At 50.3% G+C, this 19,485-nt stretch carries 9 protein-coding genes, 1 tRNA gene and 2 pseudogenes; 5 read left to right on the forward strand and 7 right to left on the reverse strand.

The window, feature by feature from the left end:
* Nucleotides 1-42 precede the first annotated feature (42 nt).
* Complete coding sequence (locus P406_RS29885) at nucleotides 43-381, forward strand: hypothetical protein (protein ID WP_235810431.1); 339 nt, start codon at nucleotides 43-45, stop codon at nucleotides 379-381.
* A gap of 438 nt (nucleotides 382-819) precedes the next feature.
* Here the strand turns inward: P406_RS29885 and P406_RS29890 are convergent, their stop codons facing one another.
* From P406_RS29890 to P406_RS23095, 5 genes are all read right to left on the reverse strand, one after another.
* Nucleotides 820-10,347, reverse strand: a complete 9,528-nt coding sequence (locus P406_RS29890) for a calcium-binding protein (RefSeq protein WP_052739354.1) — start codon at nucleotides 10,345-10,347, stop codon at nucleotides 820-822.
* Between the two features lie 2 nt (nucleotides 10,348-10,349).
* Nucleotides 10,350-11,108: a hypothetical protein gene (locus P406_RS29205; RefSeq protein WP_144431114.1), complete on the reverse strand. Its 759-nt coding sequence runs from the start codon at nucleotides 11,106-11,108 to the stop codon at nucleotides 10,350-10,352.
* A 100-nt stretch (nucleotides 11,109-11,208) separates the two neighbouring features.
* On the reverse strand, nucleotides 11,209-12,630 hold the full coding sequence (locus P406_RS23085) for an HlyD family type I secretion periplasmic adaptor subunit (RefSeq protein ID WP_046237477.1): 1,422 nt from the start codon (nucleotides 12,628-12,630) through the stop codon (nucleotides 11,209-11,211).
* The gene (locus tag P406_RS23090) at nucleotides 12,623-14,785 is read right to left on the reverse strand and encodes a type I secretion system permease/ATPase (RefSeq protein ID WP_046237478.1); all 2,163 of its coding nucleotides are present in this window, start codon (nucleotides 14,783-14,785) and stop codon (nucleotides 12,623-12,625) included. The genes P406_RS23085 and P406_RS23090 overlap by 8 nt, the downstream gene beginning before the upstream one ends.
* 54 nt (nucleotides 14,786-14,839) lie before the next feature.
* On the reverse strand, nucleotides 14,840-16,246 hold the full coding sequence (locus P406_RS23095) for a TolC family outer membrane protein (protein WP_046237499.1): 1,407 nt from the start codon (nucleotides 16,244-16,246) through the stop codon (nucleotides 14,840-14,842).
* Nucleotides 16,247-16,547: 301 nt separating this feature from the next.
* On the opposite strand from P406_RS23095, the pseudogene P406_RS29210 reads away from it, so the two are divergent.
* A pseudogene (locus P406_RS29210) lies at nucleotides 16,548-16,683 on the forward strand (IS3 family transposase); the annotation flags it as partial.
* A 496-nt stretch (nucleotides 16,684-17,179) separates the two neighbouring features.
* Here the strand turns inward: P406_RS29210 and P406_RS23100 are convergent.
* Entirely contained in the window at nucleotides 17,180-17,446 is a 267-nt protein-coding gene (locus tag P406_RS23100) for a hypothetical protein (RefSeq protein WP_046237479.1), read from the reverse strand.
* A gap of 142 nt (nucleotides 17,447-17,588) precedes the next feature.
* On the opposite strand from P406_RS23100, the pseudogene P406_RS23105 reads away from it, so the two are divergent.
* Both P406_RS23105 and P406_RS23110 read left to right on the forward strand, forming a co-directional pair.
* Nucleotides 17,589-18,043: pseudogene (locus P406_RS23105) on the forward strand (DUF2280 domain-containing protein).
* Nucleotides 18,044-18,400: 357 nt separating this feature from the next.
* Nucleotides 18,401-18,733 carry a hypothetical protein gene (locus tag P406_RS23110; RefSeq protein WP_046237480.1) on the forward strand — a complete coding sequence of 111 codons (333 nt, stop codon included), beginning with the start codon at nucleotides 18,401-18,403 and terminating at the stop codon, nucleotides 18,731-18,733.
* Nucleotides 18,734-18,832: 99 nt separating this feature from the next.
* Here P406_RS23110 and P406_RS23115 read toward each other — a convergent pair.
* Nucleotides 18,833-18,909, reverse strand: a tRNA-Arg gene (locus tag P406_RS23115).
* Between the two features lie 317 nt (nucleotides 18,910-19,226).
* Here P406_RS23115 and P406_RS23120 point away from each other — a divergent pair.
* Nucleotides 19,227-19,466: a hypothetical protein gene (locus P406_RS23120; protein ID WP_010434882.1), complete on the forward strand. Its 240-nt coding sequence runs from the start codon at nucleotides 19,227-19,229 to the stop codon at nucleotides 19,464-19,466.
* Nucleotides 19,467-19,485 lie beyond the last annotated feature (19 nt).

Genomic DNA, 19,485 nt, shown 5'->3' on the forward strand with positions numbered 1-19,485 from the left:
ACTCGTATATACCGCCATACTTGCCCCATGGAATGGACGTTAATGATAGATATATCCGTAGAAGGAATTTTCGCAGGTGCTTGTCTTGCGCTCACCTTAACGCCTGGCCTAAAGATGTTATTGATTGCCTCCCAGAGCTTTAGCCAAGGAAAGGCATCGGGTTTTTCTGGCAGAAATTCAGGCGGCACTTACTGTCACACACTGGCTGCGGCCTTGGGCCTCTCACAACTGTTGATCAATATTCCCGACGCTGTGCGATCTGCGGGAGCTGCTTATCTACCATTTCTTGCTTGGAAAGCTTTCACCTCTAGCGCACCATCGAAATTAGCCTATGGTGCCCTCACATTAACTACTTTGCTGCGTATTTTTGGCAAGGCGTAGCGACCAATCTAATAAACCTCAAAATAGCACTCTTCGTTTTGGCGCTACTTCCACAGTTTCTTGATCGTTCGAAAGGTTCGATGGTCGCTCAAATGCTCATGTTCGCGACCATCTTGAACTTCATTGGTTTACTCGTGAACGATTCGATGATTCTGCTGGCGAGTAAAACAGGGATCAAGCTGGCTACCAATGCCTAGATTGCCAAACGCCTTCATCTACTACTTGGGGCTGTGTTACTTGGATTGGCCTGCCGTCTGACACTGGTTTTCGAGAGATAAGTTGCTTGGCCAGGGGGGAGGGGCGTCGATGCAACAAACTTTACAACCCACATTGTGTGGTTATAATTAATTTGGGTGAAATGGTTCAAAATAAAGAGACCCCACATAGTCACATATTGGTATACCGTGAGCGGTCGATCCGCTCACGGTAGTCGCTTTTTTAATTCACCATTCCACCACCACTTACACCACTTACACCACTTGCGCCACTTACGCCACTTACGCCACTTACGCCTAGCATGTAATCAATAGATGTTCTTTGTTCACGTGTTAACGCAATATCCCCGCCTACCGGCGCCCCAAAAGATGCCATAGCATTAACCAAATTGTCAACTTGCCCATTATCAAACTGATGCCCGCCGGCGTCAATTGATGCAAGTTGGTTTGCAGGGCTATCGAACCAGTTTTTCACGGTAATATTATCGTCAGAGCCTAAAACACTAACAATCAGATCATCCTTGGATTGAGAGAACCACAACTCTCTGACATCACTCACGTCGATCTCAAGCACATCACTGGCGCCTAAACTATTCGAATGATTATCAATGGTGTCTTGGCCATAGTTTCGGCCAAAGGCATATACATCATTGCCATCACCACCAATTAAGTAGTCATTCCCAGCTTTACCATCTAGAAAGTCATCCCCTTGACCAGCGATGAATAGATCGTCACTGGAAGAGCCCATCAAACTTACTGCCTCTATTGATGCGTCGTCTGATACTGCTGCAAATTTTCGCTCTTCGGGCAAATCTGAGTAAATGGGGGAAGTGTAGCCCAATGAAGTAGTTGCACCGAGCTTTTGCAGAATCTGCTCAGCTGAGACAGCACCGTCGTCCAGTTCAAAGGTACTAACCATCTGATCACCACCTGAGAACCAATTTCTGATGGTGATTGAATCTTCACCAGCACCTCCCAAGATACTGAGATCACTCCCAGCTTGACTGAACGACTGGTAAAAATCGGCTATCGACATGCCGTCAACCACAACAGTGTCGTGTCCGCCACCACGGTTATCAATAGTGTCATGGCCATCCCCTTGGGTGAAGTGATAAACATCATTACCACGTCCGCCGATCAAGATGTCTCTCCCTGAACCACCTACCAAAATATCGTTCCCATTACCACCTTCTAGACGATCATCGCCCGCAACGCCGAACAGTACATCGTCACCATTAGAAGCTTGAATGAGGTCATTTTGGCCGGTGCCTCTTAATGTACCTATACCTACGCCTTGACCTTCAGTGCTGTCTGGCGTGTTGTTAAAGAACACGAAGTTAGCTGCCGTTAGGTCGGTAGAATGGTTACCGGTCAACGCTACCTCAAAGCGGTTGCCGTTGACATCCGCGTCAAGGTCTTTGATATAGGTGCGGTCGTTACTTGCGTTGTAAACAACGGATAGGGTATTGACATGCCCATCGCCCAGCGCCGTGAAGCCCAATGCGGACACGTCGATCTTGTCTTCCTTGGCGTTGAAGTCCAGGATCTGGTCGCTATAGCTGGTGGTTGCTGTTCGATAGCTGTCGCTGAGGTTGTCAAAACGGAAAGTGTCCGCGCCGCTGCTTCCGGTCATTTTGTCCAGGCCTGCGCCGCCGATTAACACATCGTTACCTGCGGTGCCTGTCATCACATCATTACCTGCAGTGCCTTGCATGGTAGTGCCCACCGCAGCACTGGCGAAAACGAAGTTAGCCGAGGTCAGGTTAGCAAGGTGGTTGCCATCTATTGCCACTTCGAAGCGGCGGCCATTGGCGTCCAAGTTACGGCTCTTGATGTAGGTGATGTCGCCGGCGCTGTTGAGCATCACTTGCACGGTATTGTTGTAGCCCGAACCCAAGCCGGTGATGCCCAACGCCGACAAGTCTATCTTGTCGTTGGTCACGTTAAAATCGTTAATCTTGTCGCCTTGGGCAGTGCCGCCCGCATAGTAGTTGTGGTAGCTGTCATCCACAGCGTTGTACATGAAGGTATCCGCGCCGTCGCCGCCTAGAAGGGTATCCGCGCCCGCGCCTCCGTAAATGATGTCATTACCAGCACCTCCGTTGATAGTGTCGGCCCCAGCAAGTCCGGACAGGGTCTCGTTGTAGGCGGTACCGGTAAGGGTGTCCGCCGCGTCAGTACCTTGTACATATTTAAACAGGAAGTTATCGGTAGTCAGGCTCCCTGCAAGGTTGCCGACTAATACCAGTTCAAAGCGGTTGCCGTTCGTGTCGACTTCCAGGCTCTTGACATAGGTGCGGTCGTTGCTGCTGTTGTAAACGACAGCCAACGTACCGTTGTAACCATTGCCGAGGCCTGTGAAGCTCAGGGCGCTCAGATCAAGTGTGTCTCGGGTGGCGTTGAAGTCGGTGATCAGGTCACCGAAAGACTCCGTGCTGGTACGATAGCTGTCAGTCACCGCATCGAATCGGAAGGTATTCGCGCCGTCGCCACCGGTAAGGGTGTCCTTGCCTGCGCCACCCGCGATGACATCGTCGCCGCCTGCGCCATTAAGGATATCGTTGCTGGCGCCGCCTAGTATTAAGTCCGCAGCAGCCGTGCCTGTAAGGTTGTCCTTGCCAGATGTACCCTTGATCTCATGCATTGCTACCGTAGTGCTTACGTGCGTGACATTACCGTCGGCCTGGGTGCTGGCTTTGGTATCGTCATTGGACTGAATAACAGCGTCGAAGTCCATATCTCGAGCGGGGAAAGGCAGGCCGAACGATGCAAAGATATTGCTGGCGGTAAGTGTGCTACCAAGCGCATCCTGGAAGCTTTCAACTTGATGAGCCGAGCTGGCAAAGAATCCTTTAACGGTGAGCGTGTCGCCCGCGGCATTACCGAAATCAATTAACAGGTCGTCATTGGATTTGAACATCCTGTTTCGGATATCTTCGATGGACGACCCGTTGCCAAAGGTAACGATATCGCTACCTTGGCTATCCTCTATCACACCTTTTCCGCCATAGAACCCGTAGGCGTCGTCACCACTGCCCCCGTTCATGAGGGTGTAGCCGCGAAATGACATAATAGTATCATTCCCACCTGCGCCGAAGAGCAAGGTATTACCATCCCGGGCGGTCAGGTCATTACTGAACATGAGGGGGGAGCTATCCCCAACCAGATAATCACCGACAAGATTGTCGTGGACGTTAATTGGGGTCTTGGACAGAAGGCTAACTATGTCAGCAGCGGCTAGCTCGTTTCCGTATTGATCCCGGATAGCGGCGATTACAGGCGTATCCGAGGCGAACTGTCCTTCTACCCGGATCTGATTGCGGGGCGCATACACGTCTACGATTACAAGATCATTACCCTGACGATAAAACCCGAGCGGTGCTGGGCTGTTAACCACGGGCATGTTAACCCCAGGCATACCAACCCCGGGAAGACCGATTCCATTTCCATTGGCAGTAGAAGCAAGCGAACCAAGGTAGCTGACCATTAGCGTGTCAACTCCCCCACCCGTTGAGCGAATAGTGTCCAATCCCTCGAGCGAGGTGAAGGCATAAATGTCGTCCCCAGCCCCCCCATCCATCAGATCATTGCCAGCACCGCCATAGATGAGATCGTTACCTGCTCCGCCTGAAAGAATATCGCCACCTCGACCACCATCGAGTGAGTCATCTCCGTCGCCACCTGTTAGCGTGTCATTGCCCGCCCAACCCTGAAGCGTGCCTTTGCCGTGAAGAATATCTGCGCCGGCTCCGCCAGCTATTGACAACTGCTCGCCAGTCAATGGCGAGACAACTCCTGTCGTATCAATAACCGCACCATCTACTGAAGGATCAGGTGCTTCTCCCAATTGGAACCGACTTGCAAGATCACTCACTGACATCTCCGTGCCGTCTGCGAACCGGATGACTTCAATTCCTTCGCCCGAAGGTTGGTCAGCGTGCGGTATAACGATCTTGACAGTTTTGCCACTCCCCCAAGTGACGTTCAAGGTGGTGTACATCATCAGCGCATCAATGCCCAAACCTAATGCCCATTGTGGCCTATGATCAATTCCACCACTGCCATTGCTATAGATACCGCTGTAGTTCACACCTTCGGCAAGTGTCTGCCCCCAACTGACCTGGATATTACCTAGAGTAGCATCGTCTGGAAGAGCAACTACATCAGTAGAGAGGTCGCTTTCGCCGAGCCCATACCATCCTGAAATTTCTTTACTGTAGGCATACCACGGAGTACTAAAATCAGAAATTATGTCCGTTCCTGCTGCCGAATCCACGACATAGGTATCAGCGCCCTGCTTGCCCCAAAGGAGGTTGTTACCTGAACCGCCGGCAAGTACGTCGCTACTAGTACTCCCAACAAGTACGTCATTTCCTGCCCCCCCCGACTCAAATGCGCCCAAATTAGAACCAGAAAAAAGTGGCCCAGTGAAACCTATAATGGTGTCATTCCCATCGCCCCCATAGAACTGATTTCCAGCCATCACATTAATATACTGTCCATCGTCATTACCTTTAACCACTTTGTAGCTATACGTCTGATTTTCCTCATACGTAGAAAAATCTCTGTAAACAACTGCTGTAGTGTGAGTTGTCTCATAAACAAAGTGCCCCTGAACATTTCCGGCAGAGTCCAACTTTTCGACTACGACATGTTCATTGTCGAATGCGAAACTCGTTCCAGCGGGATAAAAAACCGGGTGCGGCGCCAGCCCTCCGTCAGGAATAGAAACAGTTCCGACTGCCTGTTGCACATATTTACTCAGGGAAGAAGTATTCAGCTCTGAAACTACCGACAAGCCGGTAGGTAACTGCGGATTAGTATCCGTTTTCGTCTCAGCCAAAGAGCCAGCCTGAATACTTATAGAAGCCGATAGTTCGGAACTGGAAAAGTACGAGTACTGGCTAATATGAAACTTTCCATCGGCTTCCATTTGATAGCCGTTTCCTTCCATATTTTGCCGAAAAGCGTTTTTCAAATCCCTCTCAAAAACATGCGCATAGTAGGCGAGACCACTGGTAGGAAGATTTCCCAAATTTGCTATCAGCTCTCCAACCGAAAATGGAACGCCATCAGCTATGCTCACCTTCCATTTGTCAGGATTGTCGTAGTATCCCTTGATAGCAAGCGAGTCTTTGCCATCAGTTGTCTGGATCAAGAGATCCGTTCCCTGCCGCGACGCCTTCAAGTCCTGAAGATCCACTAACGAATCGATTTTGATCGTATCTTTTTCGGCGCCGGTATCAATTAGAAGATCTTGCTGCATTCCCACACTGAAGACATACGTGTCGGTACCGTCGCCACCTTCGAGGGTATCATTGCCTGCGCCTCCAATTAACGTATCGTTGCCGGCACCGCCATGCAGTAAGTCGTCCCCGATACCACCGATCAGCTGATCATCGCCATCCCCACCATCAAGCATATCATTGCCGGAATCACCGTTGAGCCTGTCATTACCGCTCTCTCCATAGAGTTCGTCATTGCCGTCCGCACCACGGATTTGATCGTCCCCGCTTCTGCCGTACACCGTGTCCGCACCGAAGCCGCCGTATAGTTGATCCGCATTATCACTGCCATACATCAACCCGCCCAGAGCCGAGGATTGAACAAGCTGCAGGCCAGGTATCGCTGCTATTGCATCGATAAAGCTGAGTTCAGAGCCGTCAGCAAACTCAAAGGCAGCAATCGCACCAAAAAATCCGTCAGTAATAGTGATCGATCCGCCAGGATAACTGACCCTGAGACTCTCAGAGCCGTCTGGCTTGTAAGCTACATCAAAAGAAAGCGAGCTTTCCTGTACGTCACTGGAAAACTTAATTACGTTCCGGGCAACGGTGCCGTCTTCGTTCAAGCGCGAGTCAATAATCGTATCGTCCCCGTCCCCTGCACTGTACAGATACATATCGTTGCCGAATAAACCTCTGAGCGTGTCATTGCCTTGGTTCCCCGCCAGCGTATTATCTGCAGAGGTTGCGGTGATATCGTCCGCCTCTGCCCCACCTATCGCCGTAGGCACTGCGTCGCTGGCGCTGAAATTCAGCGGCACCTTCATTAGCCGCATCAACTCGGAGAACGCCAATACCGTACCATCGCCGAAATAAAAGCTGGATCCGTAGAGCGCTTGATATTTATCGAAATAAAGGACATCGCCGCCGAAGCTAAGCCGGAGATAATCTTCGGTAGTTTTCGTGATTCCTACTGAATCCGGAGTGAAAGTACTGGCCAAGTAAAATTTATTTTTCCCGCCGTCGTCGCGGATAAAGTCAGTGCCATCCCCAAGGGAGAAATTGTAAATATCGTTGCCAGCACCTGCCCACATGAGGTCATCGCCGATACCACCCTCAATGTAGTTATCGCCACTCCCGGCATCTATAGAGTCGGCACCGCTGCCGCCAAGAAGGGTATCGTCGCCCCCTTGACCTAGGATAGCGTCATCACCTGCACCGCCGTCGATATAATCCGCACCCTCATAAGCCGGCGTCAGCCCGATGTCATCACCGGTGAGCTTATCGTTACCATCACCTCCGTATAGAGTGTCGTTGCCACCGCCCCCCAGCACATAGTCATCACCTTCGCCAGCATCAATCCAGTCATCGCCAGTTAGGAGAGGGTCTAGATTGGTAGCGTCTCCGTTGATAGTGTCATTACCGGTACCGCCATATATCTTATCATTGCCGCCAACGCCTACAATTCTGTCGTCGCCTGCGCCGCCCTCAAGATAGTCGTCGCCCTGCGGACCTTGCGCTAAGTCGCCGGAAAGACTGTCATCACCATCATCACCATAAAGGCTGTCAACGCCGCCACCGCCTTGAAGAGTGTCGTTACCCGATCCGCCACTAATATAGTTGATACCATTGAAAATATCGGAAGATCCGTTGCTCTCTGAATAATCGCCAAAAAGAGAATCGTCACCGTTACCGCCGAATATACGGTCATCGCCCGTCCCTCCGACAACGATGTCATCGCCATCACCGCCATTCAGAAAGTCATTGCCTACGATTCTGCTATACTGACCCTTATCGCCTTGCACGTAGGCGCTGTCGGCATAGATGGTGTCATTGCCGGTGCCACCGTCAATTATATTGTCACCGCCGTTGCCGATAATGAAATCATCATCCGCTCCGCCGTCTAGAATGTCGACCCCAATGCCGCCGTAGATTAGATCGTCACCGGCACCACCATAAATGGTATCTATCGAGAGCGGATCTTCATCCGCTATCTCGTTGGCGTCCTCTGCCCAACCTTGGGTTTGTGTAACAGAGAATGGGCCAGAGATACTAGTCGTCCAATCGAAGCCTACTGCACCCAGGAAGCGCTCAACTCCATCACCACCGCGGTCATTGGAACCGCTGGCGACAATAATGTCGTTACCCGCCCCTCCAGAGAGTACATCAGATCCTCGCCCTCCGTTTAACATGTCGTTAGCCGCGCTACCAATAATAATATCGTCCCCATCCCCGCCGTCTATGTAGTCACCTCGAACGTTCAAGGGCTCGATCTCTTTAAGAGAAGCGTCGAGGGTCATGACGGTGTCACCGGTCAAGAAATCGTTATCCGCCCCCCCAAACAAAATGTCGCTGTCCGCACCACCAATGATAATGTCCTCCCCCGAATCGGCGACGATATAGTCATGCCCGTTGCCGCCGTCATATAGGTCGTCGCCGCCTTGCTTGCCTATGATGATGTCGTCACCACCCAGGCTATAGATCGATGTATTGCCCGGCATGTCGTAGATTATATCGTCACTATCAGGATCCAAGGCGTCGGGAATTGTAATCAGATTGCCCCATGCGTCCAAGTCTGGTGTATCCGGATCTGCAGGTTGAAGGTCGCCATAAATTATAGGGTTCTCGGAGGGAAGGACAACTCCCGGGATTGCCTCGTAATCCTTTAAAGTGATCCCAAATGCCCCCTTTTGGAAATTCTTAATCTGAACTTGCCCACCAAAATACATTATAGACAAGTCTTTGGTATTACCTTCGCCCGCCTCAAGACTAAATTGATACTTTTTGTCTTCAGTCGCCCAGATGTTACTTTCGGGAAAAGTTTCAAAAGCTAAAAAACTATTTAGCCCATTAATATTCAAAACGCCATTAAGATCGACATCCCTAACTACATCTACTCCGTCACCATCTTTAAAAATATACGCATCATTACCAGCACCACCGTTTAGATCATCCTGTCCAGCCTCCCCGTTGAGCCGATCATTTCCAGACATACCAAACAAGGTATCTGAACCGACACCACCTGTAAGAGTGTCGTCACCACTTCCGCCTTCTATGTAATCATCTCCAGCCTGGCCGTCAATTATATCGTTGGCTGCACCGCCATATAAATGATCACCCTTACTTGCGCCCGCAAAGCTAGATGGCGAACTACCACCAAATATAACTAGGGGATTACCGACACCGACTGTCATAGTGGCTTGATACTGTGACTCCATGTCTGTATAAGAAAACTCTTGAAGCTTGAAGTCAGATGGCAAATCATTGTATTTGCCTAGAAGTCTTTTCAGCATCTCAGCTCGGTCGTTAAGCCAGCTCTCGGTGATCGTGCCAGTCCCTTCCGCCTCCGAATAAAGATCTAGCCCTCGACCGTTTTGTAGCGTCGCATCTTCGATGACGACCGGACTGAAGTACTTTAGCGAGTTTCGAATTGCCATCCCGGTATCGCTATTGCTTTGTGCTAACGTTTGCCAATCATCATAGTCAGTTATTAACTTAACGACCGTATTCTGATTTTTTTCCAATGCGATGGTAGAAAAAAAACTATATGCATCCTTTGTGAAATCGCTACCTTCTCTGACAAAACTGCCGGTATACACAGAGGCTATCATAGATAAAAATTTGTCAGTGCCATAGTTTAATATAGCTTGGACTGAACCAGAGATCGGTGTATCCTTGACGACATATTGGATAAGTGGAATGTAGTTACCGCTAGCCAAGGCGATAGCGATTTGCTTCGGTACAAATGATACTAGCCTATCGGCCAATTCATTCTGAGGGATTGAAGTGAGGGTACCGGCTACCGCTTTCAAACTTGCATACCGATAGGAATCTATGGCATATAAAATATTTTTGAAATCATCCAATCTATTTACAGTCGCAGTTTGATGCGTGCCTGGATTTGTGCTGTCTGGATCCCCAGATGTTATTAAACGCCAGGTCTCGTAGGGGCTCTCACCACCAAGAAGCGAGAAACCTATAGTACCTGACCATGCTGAATTTTGGCTGGTAGCCGTATCTTGAGTGCCTAGTGACGCTTCGAATAATTGCTCGCCGATTGCTGCTGCGTCCAAAGCTGCAATCTGTGAAATAGTCGGGACAGACCACGCAGCTAAGGCATCTCTGGGTGAACCATTGATCAAGCCGTTAACGACGTTTCGAGCCACAACATTGGACGACGCCTGAATTTCCTCATCCGTGAAAGTTCTACCTAGCCTCAGCTCTCCCTGTCTTATGGTATAACTTCTTATAATGTCCGAATAAAAGCCCTCCCCGCCGTTTGCCTCAATTGCCACCGAAAGCCAGAGCCTGGCACTTTTTATACTCTCTAGATCCGCTTGACTAATATGCGGATCTGTCATCCTTGCAGTTAATATTTCATAAATCGCTGTATAAACAGGAACAGCATTTCCACCAAGTTCGTTATACCGATACTGCGACGCCCCTTCTATCAAAATGAGGCCATCACTTTCCTTGAGTGCATTTTTTATTACATTTTGCTCTTCAGCTGTAAAAATATAAGCCACAGTCAGACTCCTTTTTTCGGGGACGCTTTTTCGATATAATCAAATATGGCAGGCAGAACAATTGTTGCTGAGCGCAACAATTCTATAGAAAACGTTATACGTCCAGCTCCGTTATGGAGCGAAAAATCCAATAGATCCATTTCGCACAAATCGTAATCTTGAGAAAAATCACGAGCAGTCAACTCTAAAGCAGTTAAATTTTTGACACCTTTCCCCTTGCCTGCTGCAAGTGACGTCGCTGCAACTGAGCAATATATTAGCTTACGCCTGCCATCTTCACCTCTAAAATCTTCCATGACAAAAACGCCTTCAAATCCGGCAGGTTGACTCGGATGATTTTGCGGATTCAACCTTATTTGTAGTCTTGGGTATTGGGCCAAATTCAAAGTGATTCCATCCCAATCAGGCCGACGCAAAAAACCACGTATTTCAGCTTTTTTATCGACCCCGGGTGACATAAGAAAACTAAATGCTACTTTGTATGGCATCCAGCCACTTGTATCGGCCGGTTTAACCGCCGTCAGATTACCGTCCCGCCACCAGACCAGTCCTTCGATGGCTTCGATCTGACAAACACCTCCGTGCGCTCCCGCGCTGACATGGAGCCCCAAAAGACTTGCCAGATCTACTTTTTCTCCATTCGCCGTGAAAACATCACTTCCAGAGCTACAAACTTTAAACTCTGAAGATTGCGATGCAGCAGAATATGAGAAGCTTAAAAAGCTGCTAACTATTATAAATATAACTTTCATACTGGACATTAAAGTCACCAAAAATCACTCAACATAGAATTGCAAATGAAAGGATCTGATGCCTGAAAAAACGGTCGATCAGGCTGGTCGTGTAACGATCGTAATTTTATTATCGCTCCCCTAAGCTTTCTGAGAAGTGTTGCTCAAGCGGGCTCAAAAAATAATCTATAACACGGCGCTCATTTGTTTTGACCTCTACAGTTACAGCCATTCCAGGAATAAGCGCCATATGCCCCCCCCCGCCTGACAAATGGTTTTTATCTAGCCTAACCTTTGCACCGTAGATAAGTCCCCGCTTCTCATCCTCAATAGCATCGTTAGAAACACTTACAACCTCTCCGGAGACAGTCCCATATTTGGTAAATGTAAACGTCTCTACTTTTACAGTAACCTTCTGCCCCGGATGCACAAAGCCAATATCCTTATTCTCCAGCATTGCCTCTACTTCGACAGGCTGATTGTCCGGCACTAAGGTGAGAAGTGGCTGGGCAGGCGTAACCACCCCGCCGACAGTATGGACGTTCAGTTGTTGAACAGTTCCGTCAACGGGAGCTTTAAGCGTAGTAAGCAGATCTTGGTACTGGGCCTTAGCCAAGTCTTGAGTCAGGGAATTCGTTTTTTGCTCCGACTGCTGTAACAAGTCAAGCATCGCACGTCGGGTTTGTGCGACTATCCCGTCGGCACGGCGCTCTGCTTCATGCCGGGCCGCGGAGGATTGAAGCAAGCTCGCTTGCTGGACGCTCAGTTGCCTTTCAATTTCTAACCGCGCCTGTTCTTTCTCCAGATACGCGTGTCGGGCTATGTACTGTTTTTCCAGTAGGTGTTGATAGTCTTCAGCCAGCTTGGTTGCGATAGGAAGGCTTTTTAGCAGTCCAGCCACCTGAGCGCGGGCAGATTGGATATCTGCTTGACGCTGCTCGACTTCGGCCGCAGCGGTATCCAGGCTGGTGCGGTACTCAAGGTACTGTCCTTGGAGCCAGCGTTCAGCGGCCAGCACTTGAGACGAGTCAGCACCGCTAATCGCGCCAATCAGAGGTCTTGGCGGCTTCTTCGTGTTTATGGCATCCAGCATTGCTGATGCCCGGGCGTTATCAATGCGGGCAGCAATCAAATCGCTAGTTACTCGTCCAACATCTGCTTCGGCTGCTGTAGAGTCGAGTTCGAGCAATACGTCTCCAGTCTTCACCTGCTGGCCATCGACAACATGGATGACCTTGACCACTGCAGTTTCGCTTGACTGGACAACTTTACTCTTGCCACTTGGAATTACCTTCCCATTGGCCGTTGCGACGATGTCTATTTTGCCCACGCATGCCCATACCAAGGCCAATGAAGCAAATAGCACTATACTCCACATTATTACTCGCGGAGCTGGATGAGTTGGCTTTTCCTGTAGTTCCAGGGCTGCGGGCAGGAACTGAAGCTCATGCGTCATCCGGTGCGGAGGCTGCATCGCGTGCCGGTGCTTCCAAGATTGCTTCCAGACATGCTTATAGCGTTGAGTCAGACCATTTTTTTTAGGTTCAGACATGACTACCTCCTTGTTGCAAACGGTACAACCTTGAGTAATGTCCTGCCTGATAGGTCAGTAGCTCTGCGTGATTGCCTTGCTCCACAATCTGGCCTCGATCCACAACGATAATGCGGTTTGCATCCCTCACCGCAGAAAGCCGATGCGCGATAATGATCACAGTGCGCCCTTTGCAGATCGACTGCATGTTCTGTTGAACAACTCGCTCCGACTCGTAATCCAGAGCACTGGTCGCTTCATCAAAGATCAGGACGCGCGGGTTACCCATCAAGGCTCGAGCGATTGCGATCCTCTGCCGCTGCCCTCCTGAGAGCGAAGCGCCATGTTCACCAACCATCGTGTCATAAGCCTCGGGCAACTCCATGATGAATTCGTGTGCGCCGGCCAGCGTAGCCACACGGATAACCGCCTCCATTGGCGCGCCGGGGTCAACCAGGGCGATATTTTCTCGAATGCTTCGGTTGAAGAGCATATTGTCCTGAAGAACCACACCGATTTGACGCCGCAACGAAGAGACGTCCGCGAGAGCCAAGTCCATTCCATCAACTAGTAAGCGCCCGCGCTCCGGGACGTGGAGCCTCTGCAATAGCCGCGTCAGGGTACTCTTGCCTGAGCCAGAGCGACCGACCACTCCGATGACCTCACCAGCCTCAATAGTGAGGTTGATACCCCGAAGGATTTCAGATCCATCAGGTCGATATCTGAAATGCACCTGGTCAAATTCAATTCGTCCTTTTATCGGAGGCAGAGTGCTTTTGTTGGTTTGATTCAGCTCGTTCTTTGTATTGAGAATATCTCCCAGTCTCTGAACAGAGACTCCTGTCTGCTGAAAGGTCGTCCACAGCTGGGCAAGCCGCATAATGGGCTGTGCGACGCGACCGGCCAGCATGTTGAAGGCAATAAGCTGGCCGACAGACAGGTGACCTTCGATTACGAGCTTTGCGCCAAACCACAGCGTAGCAACGGTTACCAGCTTGCCAACAAGCGATACGCTTTCATTGGCTATGTTTGATAGGTTCTGACTTTTGAAACCTGCGGCAACGTATCCTGCCAGCTGTGTATCCCACTTTTTTATGACCTGGGGTTCGACTGCCATCGCCTTCACGGTGTCGATACCGTTAACGGTTTCAACAAGAAAAGCTTGGTTTTCAGCCCCCCTTGAGAAGCTTTCATTCAGGCGCGCTCGCATGAGCGGGGTTATGAAAAGAGATATTACGAGGTATAAAGGAAGCGATAAGACCACGATAAGTGTGAGCCAGCCACTGTAATAAAACATTACCGCGATAAAAACTACGGAAAACAACACATCTAGCACCAGGGTTATCGCATTCCCTGTAAGAAAGCTTCTGATGTTCTCCAGCTCACGCATTCGCGCCACCGAGTCGCCGACCCGTCGTGCCTGAAAGTATCCTATTGGTAAAGTGATTAGGTGACGAAAAAGTCGTGACCCAAGCTCAACGTCGATACGACTCGCGGTGTGAGAAAAAATGTAACTGCGCAACCCCGATAGTAATGACTCAAACAGCATTACCCCTGCCAGCCCGACAGCTATGACATCAAGGGTTGTCAGCCCATGGTGCACGAGCACCTTATCCATCACGACCTGGAAGAAAAGCGGCGTAATAAGGGAAAATATCTGCAAGACGAACGAAGCCAAAAGCACTTCACCCAGCAGCTTTCGATACTTGACAATGGCAGGGATAAACCAGGTGAAGTCAAAACGAGATGCTTCTGTACCGCCGGTAGCCTGTGATTTAATTAGGATAAGCCCTCCGCTCCATCGCTCATTGAGCTGTTCGAGCGTAATGACCTCGGGCCGCTGTGAGCGCGGGTCATGGATCAAAGCTTTTCCTTGATCCAGTTTCGCCAAGACAAAGTAATCACCGTTCACATGGCATGCAATCGCCGGTAACGGGGTACGGTCGAGCCGGTCACTTGAGGTGTAAACAGCTTTGGCCTTTAAACCGATTTTTTTTGCCGCAAGCAGCAATGAAGTTTGGGGTAGTGGCCCATCGGAACTGCCGAATTCATGAAGAATTTGATCTGGTGAGATAGGGCACTGATTCACACGCGCTAGCATCACAAGGCATGCCAAGCCGGTGTCGAGTATGGGCAAGGCTTTTGGGGCCTCCAGAGGTTTGGCTTGATTAAGCATTCTGACTCCTGTTGGGCATGGCTTGCCGCTTAAACTTGTCGCGCTGCAGAAGGCTCAGCGGGGCGTATTGGCTGTGTTGTCAGAAAGATGTAGCGACCCGGGGGGCAGGAAGTCGCGATCAGGGTCATAGTCCGGCTTCATGTAAACGGCAAGAGCCTGAAGGTCAGATGGGGCGAGGCTGCCGGTGGCCTGCTTGAGCTTCAAGGTGTCGACTATGTAATCGTAGCGCGCGTCATTATAGTCCCGCACCGCGGCGTACAGCTGACGCTGGGCGTTGAGTAGATCAGAGATATTGCGTGAGCCTACGTCAATGCCAACCTGATTAGCTTCCACAGACTTCATGCCTGAGAAGATACTTTGGCGACGGGCAAATATTTGCTCCACGCTCGCACTGATGCCCCGAAAAGCATTGCGCGTGGTAAGCACAACCTCTCGACGTTTGTCCTCTTGTTCATCCTGACGTTGATACAAACGCTCGGTCGACTCCCGCACCTGGGAGCGCGTCATTCCTCCGCTATAAAGCGGAACATTCAGCTCAATGCTGATAGTGCTTTGGGAAATATTGCCGCCGTATCCATTAGTGCCGAAATCTGTAGGATTGCTATACCCAAAACTGTCGTTGTCTCCTTTCCTGTAGCTAGCGACCACATCAACAGTTGGTGCATAACCTGCTTTGCGTTGTGAGATAGTCTGCTGGGCAGCGTTTACTGCTTTCGCAGCGGCGAGAAGCTCAATGTTTTGCTGCACCGCTTTCTCAACCCAGACGTTTGGGTTGGTGGGTACAGGTGGCCCGGTTGGCAGCTGATGCCCCATACCCACAATAGAGGTATAGTTGGAATTGGTAAGCCGAGACAATGCCTCAAAGGCATCATCTACTTTACGTTGAGCAAGCTGACGGTTTGCCCGCGCGTTGTCATAAGCCGCTTGGGCATCGTACACGTCGGTGATACTGGAAGCGCCGTCATCCAACCTGCCTTGCGCTTGATCACGTTGACGAGACAAAGCTGCCTCTTCGGCTCTTGCAGCCGCTAACGAATCGAGCATGCGCAAAGTCTCAAAATATGCCTGTGCGGATGTAAGAATCAACGTTTGTTCTTTCGCCGTAAGCTCTAGCTCAGCTTGATCCACAGAAGACTGAGTAGCCTTGAGCTGGTACCAGCGATCCGCATGAAACAATGGTTGGTTCAAGTTGGCTTGAAAGGTATTTCCACTGCGCGAACGATCAAGTGAGGGACGATTGCGATCAAGGTGTGTAACTTCTGTTTTGGTGCCCGCGTTCACAGTAGGCAGGAGTCCTGCCATAGCCTGGGGGACAGCTTCAACCTGTCCCTTGAATGCGTGACGGGAAGCAGAAAGCTGTGGATCGCTCAGTAGAGCAGCTTGGTATACACCTAGTAAATCAGCCCTTTGAATACCATCGGGCACCTCTGTAGCGGCGGCCGACTTGGGAACCAATATCATTAGGACGGTTAAAAAGATGATGCATATTCGACAGAGCATTTGTAGTCCTACTTAAGGCTGAACTATAGCGATCAGCGCCCGGGCGCTTGATATCCGCAATAAGACTTCCAGCAGCGAGACCGATGCTTCAGTATTATTTTTTACAATTTAGCAATCATACGTCAGTACCTCCCCAAAGGTTATGAAAATTAATCATCATTTTAAAGAATTACCCTGAATTCTTTTCACTATCACCGCCGCCCGCAGCAGTCTATTATTGCGCCCCCCAATTTGGGCGAGAGCCCCCGTCGAACCCGGGTGTCTGACGGCCAAACAACATCGTTCCGCTGAATTCAAACGCGAGGCCACAGGCCTCGTGCTTGATCAAGTCTATAGCCATCGAAGCCAGCAGCTCACCTGGGGTTGTCCAGTCCAAGTTGCGGTGCTGCATTAATAAGCGTAAGCCTCCTGTCAAGTTTACTTGACGCAAGGGATTGAAGGTAAAGGCGCTGAAGCACGCCTGAGCACTGACTGGATCCGGTTTTTGGACTCGAAGCGTTCTTCATAGATCTTTATTTTTTCCGTGGCAAACCTATCAGCTGGCCTGATAACTAAGGATGGTCTGAAGTAGCCGCTTATTTTTCGACGACTGAGCCATCGACGCTTTCAAAAAACGATAGCCGTTCAAAGTCGGCCGATCTGCCGACTGTAGTCAGGGCAGCATTCCGGAGTTATACAATGGTGAAAAAAGGACGAGACGTTGTGGGAGTAGCCCCCCCCTAGAGCCTGACAGCACGTCGGAGTAGACGCACCATCGTCAGATCACTTATCAATCTCTATGCCGCTTCCGATTGAAAAGCTCTGATAAATAGCCTCGGGACAGAGATTCCCTGTGAACTTGATGATACGCTTGGCGACACGACGATCTTCGCCTACGAGTCAAGCTGTAATGCCCTATTCCATCGCAGTAACGCCCAAGTGCCCCTTGCCGGTGAAGTCATAATACTCCTCAACCTGGACTTCTTTCGCACAAGCTACCCTTGGCGCAATTGCCTGTTCCTGCTGAGCTCTGGCTTGGGCCAAAACGATGCTGGACATAGTCTCCGCTTGCAGCTTCGCATGATTGAACTCCTCTGGAGCAGCTTTTTTGATACTAATGCCGGTCACGGTTTTCAGTATAAGCTCGATCGCTGATCCGGTAACACCGAGGTAAGAGAGCATCGCAATTCTTCCTTGATGGTTTGACTTTATTTCGGCCTAAATAGGTAAACCTGAAGTCTGAGTTGACGAGTTATCCGATCGACCTCCTGACAGTCTTATTAGACGGAGGTATTATTGACTGCCCCTAGGCAGAATAGACCCCATGGCCGCGCTCACTCCCGAAATCAAAACCTTTATCGCCCAAGCTCTGACTTGTTTCGATTCGCCGTCGCAGGTCGCTGAGGCTGTCAAGACTAATTTCATGGGTGACTTTGTCGCGCCAGTAGGTTGAGAATCACGATCTAGCCGAGCGCTGGGTAACGCTTTTCAAAGACACACGGACGAACTTTCGCGAAACGATGGTAGAAGTGCCAGTGGCAAACCGGGCTTACCGTCTTCCGTGCGCTCGGACGGATGGAGGAGTAGGCAGAGGAGCGTAGGCATCTTGCTCAGTGTGCCAAGTTGTTAGAGCAGGCCGCCAAGGAGTGTGGCGATATCTACACCGTGCGCCGTACCGCTGGTGCAGAATCTAGCGCAGAGCCGGCGACGCGTATCGAAGCTGAGTTATCACTCGCACCAGGTATTCCGGGCTCGCTAAATGCACTAATCCGGCCATGATCTTGGCGGAGAAAAAAGGCGATGGTTCCCACTGAGGTTTCCAAGGTTTAGAACCATTCCAAGCTGGTATCCACTGCGGTACTCACCAAATTATTGCATCCCCGGCATCTCGGGCCACAATTTCGCGCACCTTCATTTTATGGCGCGGACTAACTCTTCCCACTAGGGGGAGTTGCTGCCACAACTTCAATTTAAGGCTGGATCATTAAGCTGAAATCCCAACCCTGTATCACTTTTCCTATAGCCCTGTATCCCGACTTACGGCAGGGCGTAGAGCTATTCACGACAGACTCCAAGCGCGTATCGGACTACGCGATATCCGAAAGCCTGTTTTTGACGAAATCTCGCGATGATTGCGTGCTGCGTACGGAGGCACGAACCGGTGTATGTGAGACGCTGAAAAAAATTGCTGATGAGATCGACTACATCAACCGCGAATCTGGCGTCGCCGATCCCAGTCGTTTGATCGCACGGATGGAAGCGCTGGAGAAGGAAATCTTTGTTTTCAAGGACAACGTTACCGACCCGGCAGACAAGGAGTGTGTTTTTCCGCAATTGAAACAGTACGCAGACGAACAGATACCTAAAAGGGCCGCGCCTAAGAAGGACGAGTTCGTAAGCGCAGAGATTGCCATTGCCTACACCCGTGAGCGTGGGCTGCTTATGCGCTCAATGAACTTGGAGAATTAAGACACGCGATGAAAGATCAAAAAGGCAGACCGTAAAGTATGCCCGCTGTCACGGCCGCCGTTCGGAAATATAAGAAGTCGTTGAAAGCGCTGATTTATATGGTGTCCCAGGCGGGGTTCGAACCTGCAACCTTCCCCTTAGGAGGGGGATGCTCTATCCAATTGAGCTACTGAGACACTGCGTGCCGACACACCGATCGGTGCCAGCGAGGACGGCGTGCATCTTAGCGGCATGTGGCGCTTTTGTCATGTCGTCATTGCCCTTCGACCCTGTAGCCGATGTCGCCTGGATCCACGGCCTGATAAACCGATCATGCAATTTGCAATACCCCAAAAAGCCATCATTGCAAAACGCACTGCAGAGCACTTTTTTTAATTTAATAAGTTACTGATTTAAAAGGATTTTTTATCATTTTCTGATTGGCATGCAGACTGCATTATTGATATCTGTGGAACACATCTCATCCCAAACGGTCGGGCACAGGTACTGGAAAATGAACAAGACTCTCTCAGCGTTGAACGCGGCAGCTCTGGTGGCTCTGGTGGCATTTCATTTCCAGGATTCTGGTATCAAGGATGCTCAGGCCATCACGCCTGCTCCTGTCCACCACCAGATCAGCCAGGCGCCAAAGCTGGCAATCATGACTGAACGCGTTGCAAGCGCAGCGATGCTGGCCAATGACGATGATGAGTCACTTCAGTTTCCACGCGCCGAACAGCGCTGGGTTTTCTGATAACGCCCGCAACGACCCT

This window comes from Pseudomonas syringae pv. coryli str. NCPPB 4273, from assembly GCF_000972175.1.
GTDB classification, from domain to species: Bacteria; Pseudomonadota; Gammaproteobacteria; order Pseudomonadales; family Pseudomonadaceae; genus Aquipseudomonas; species Aquipseudomonas syringae.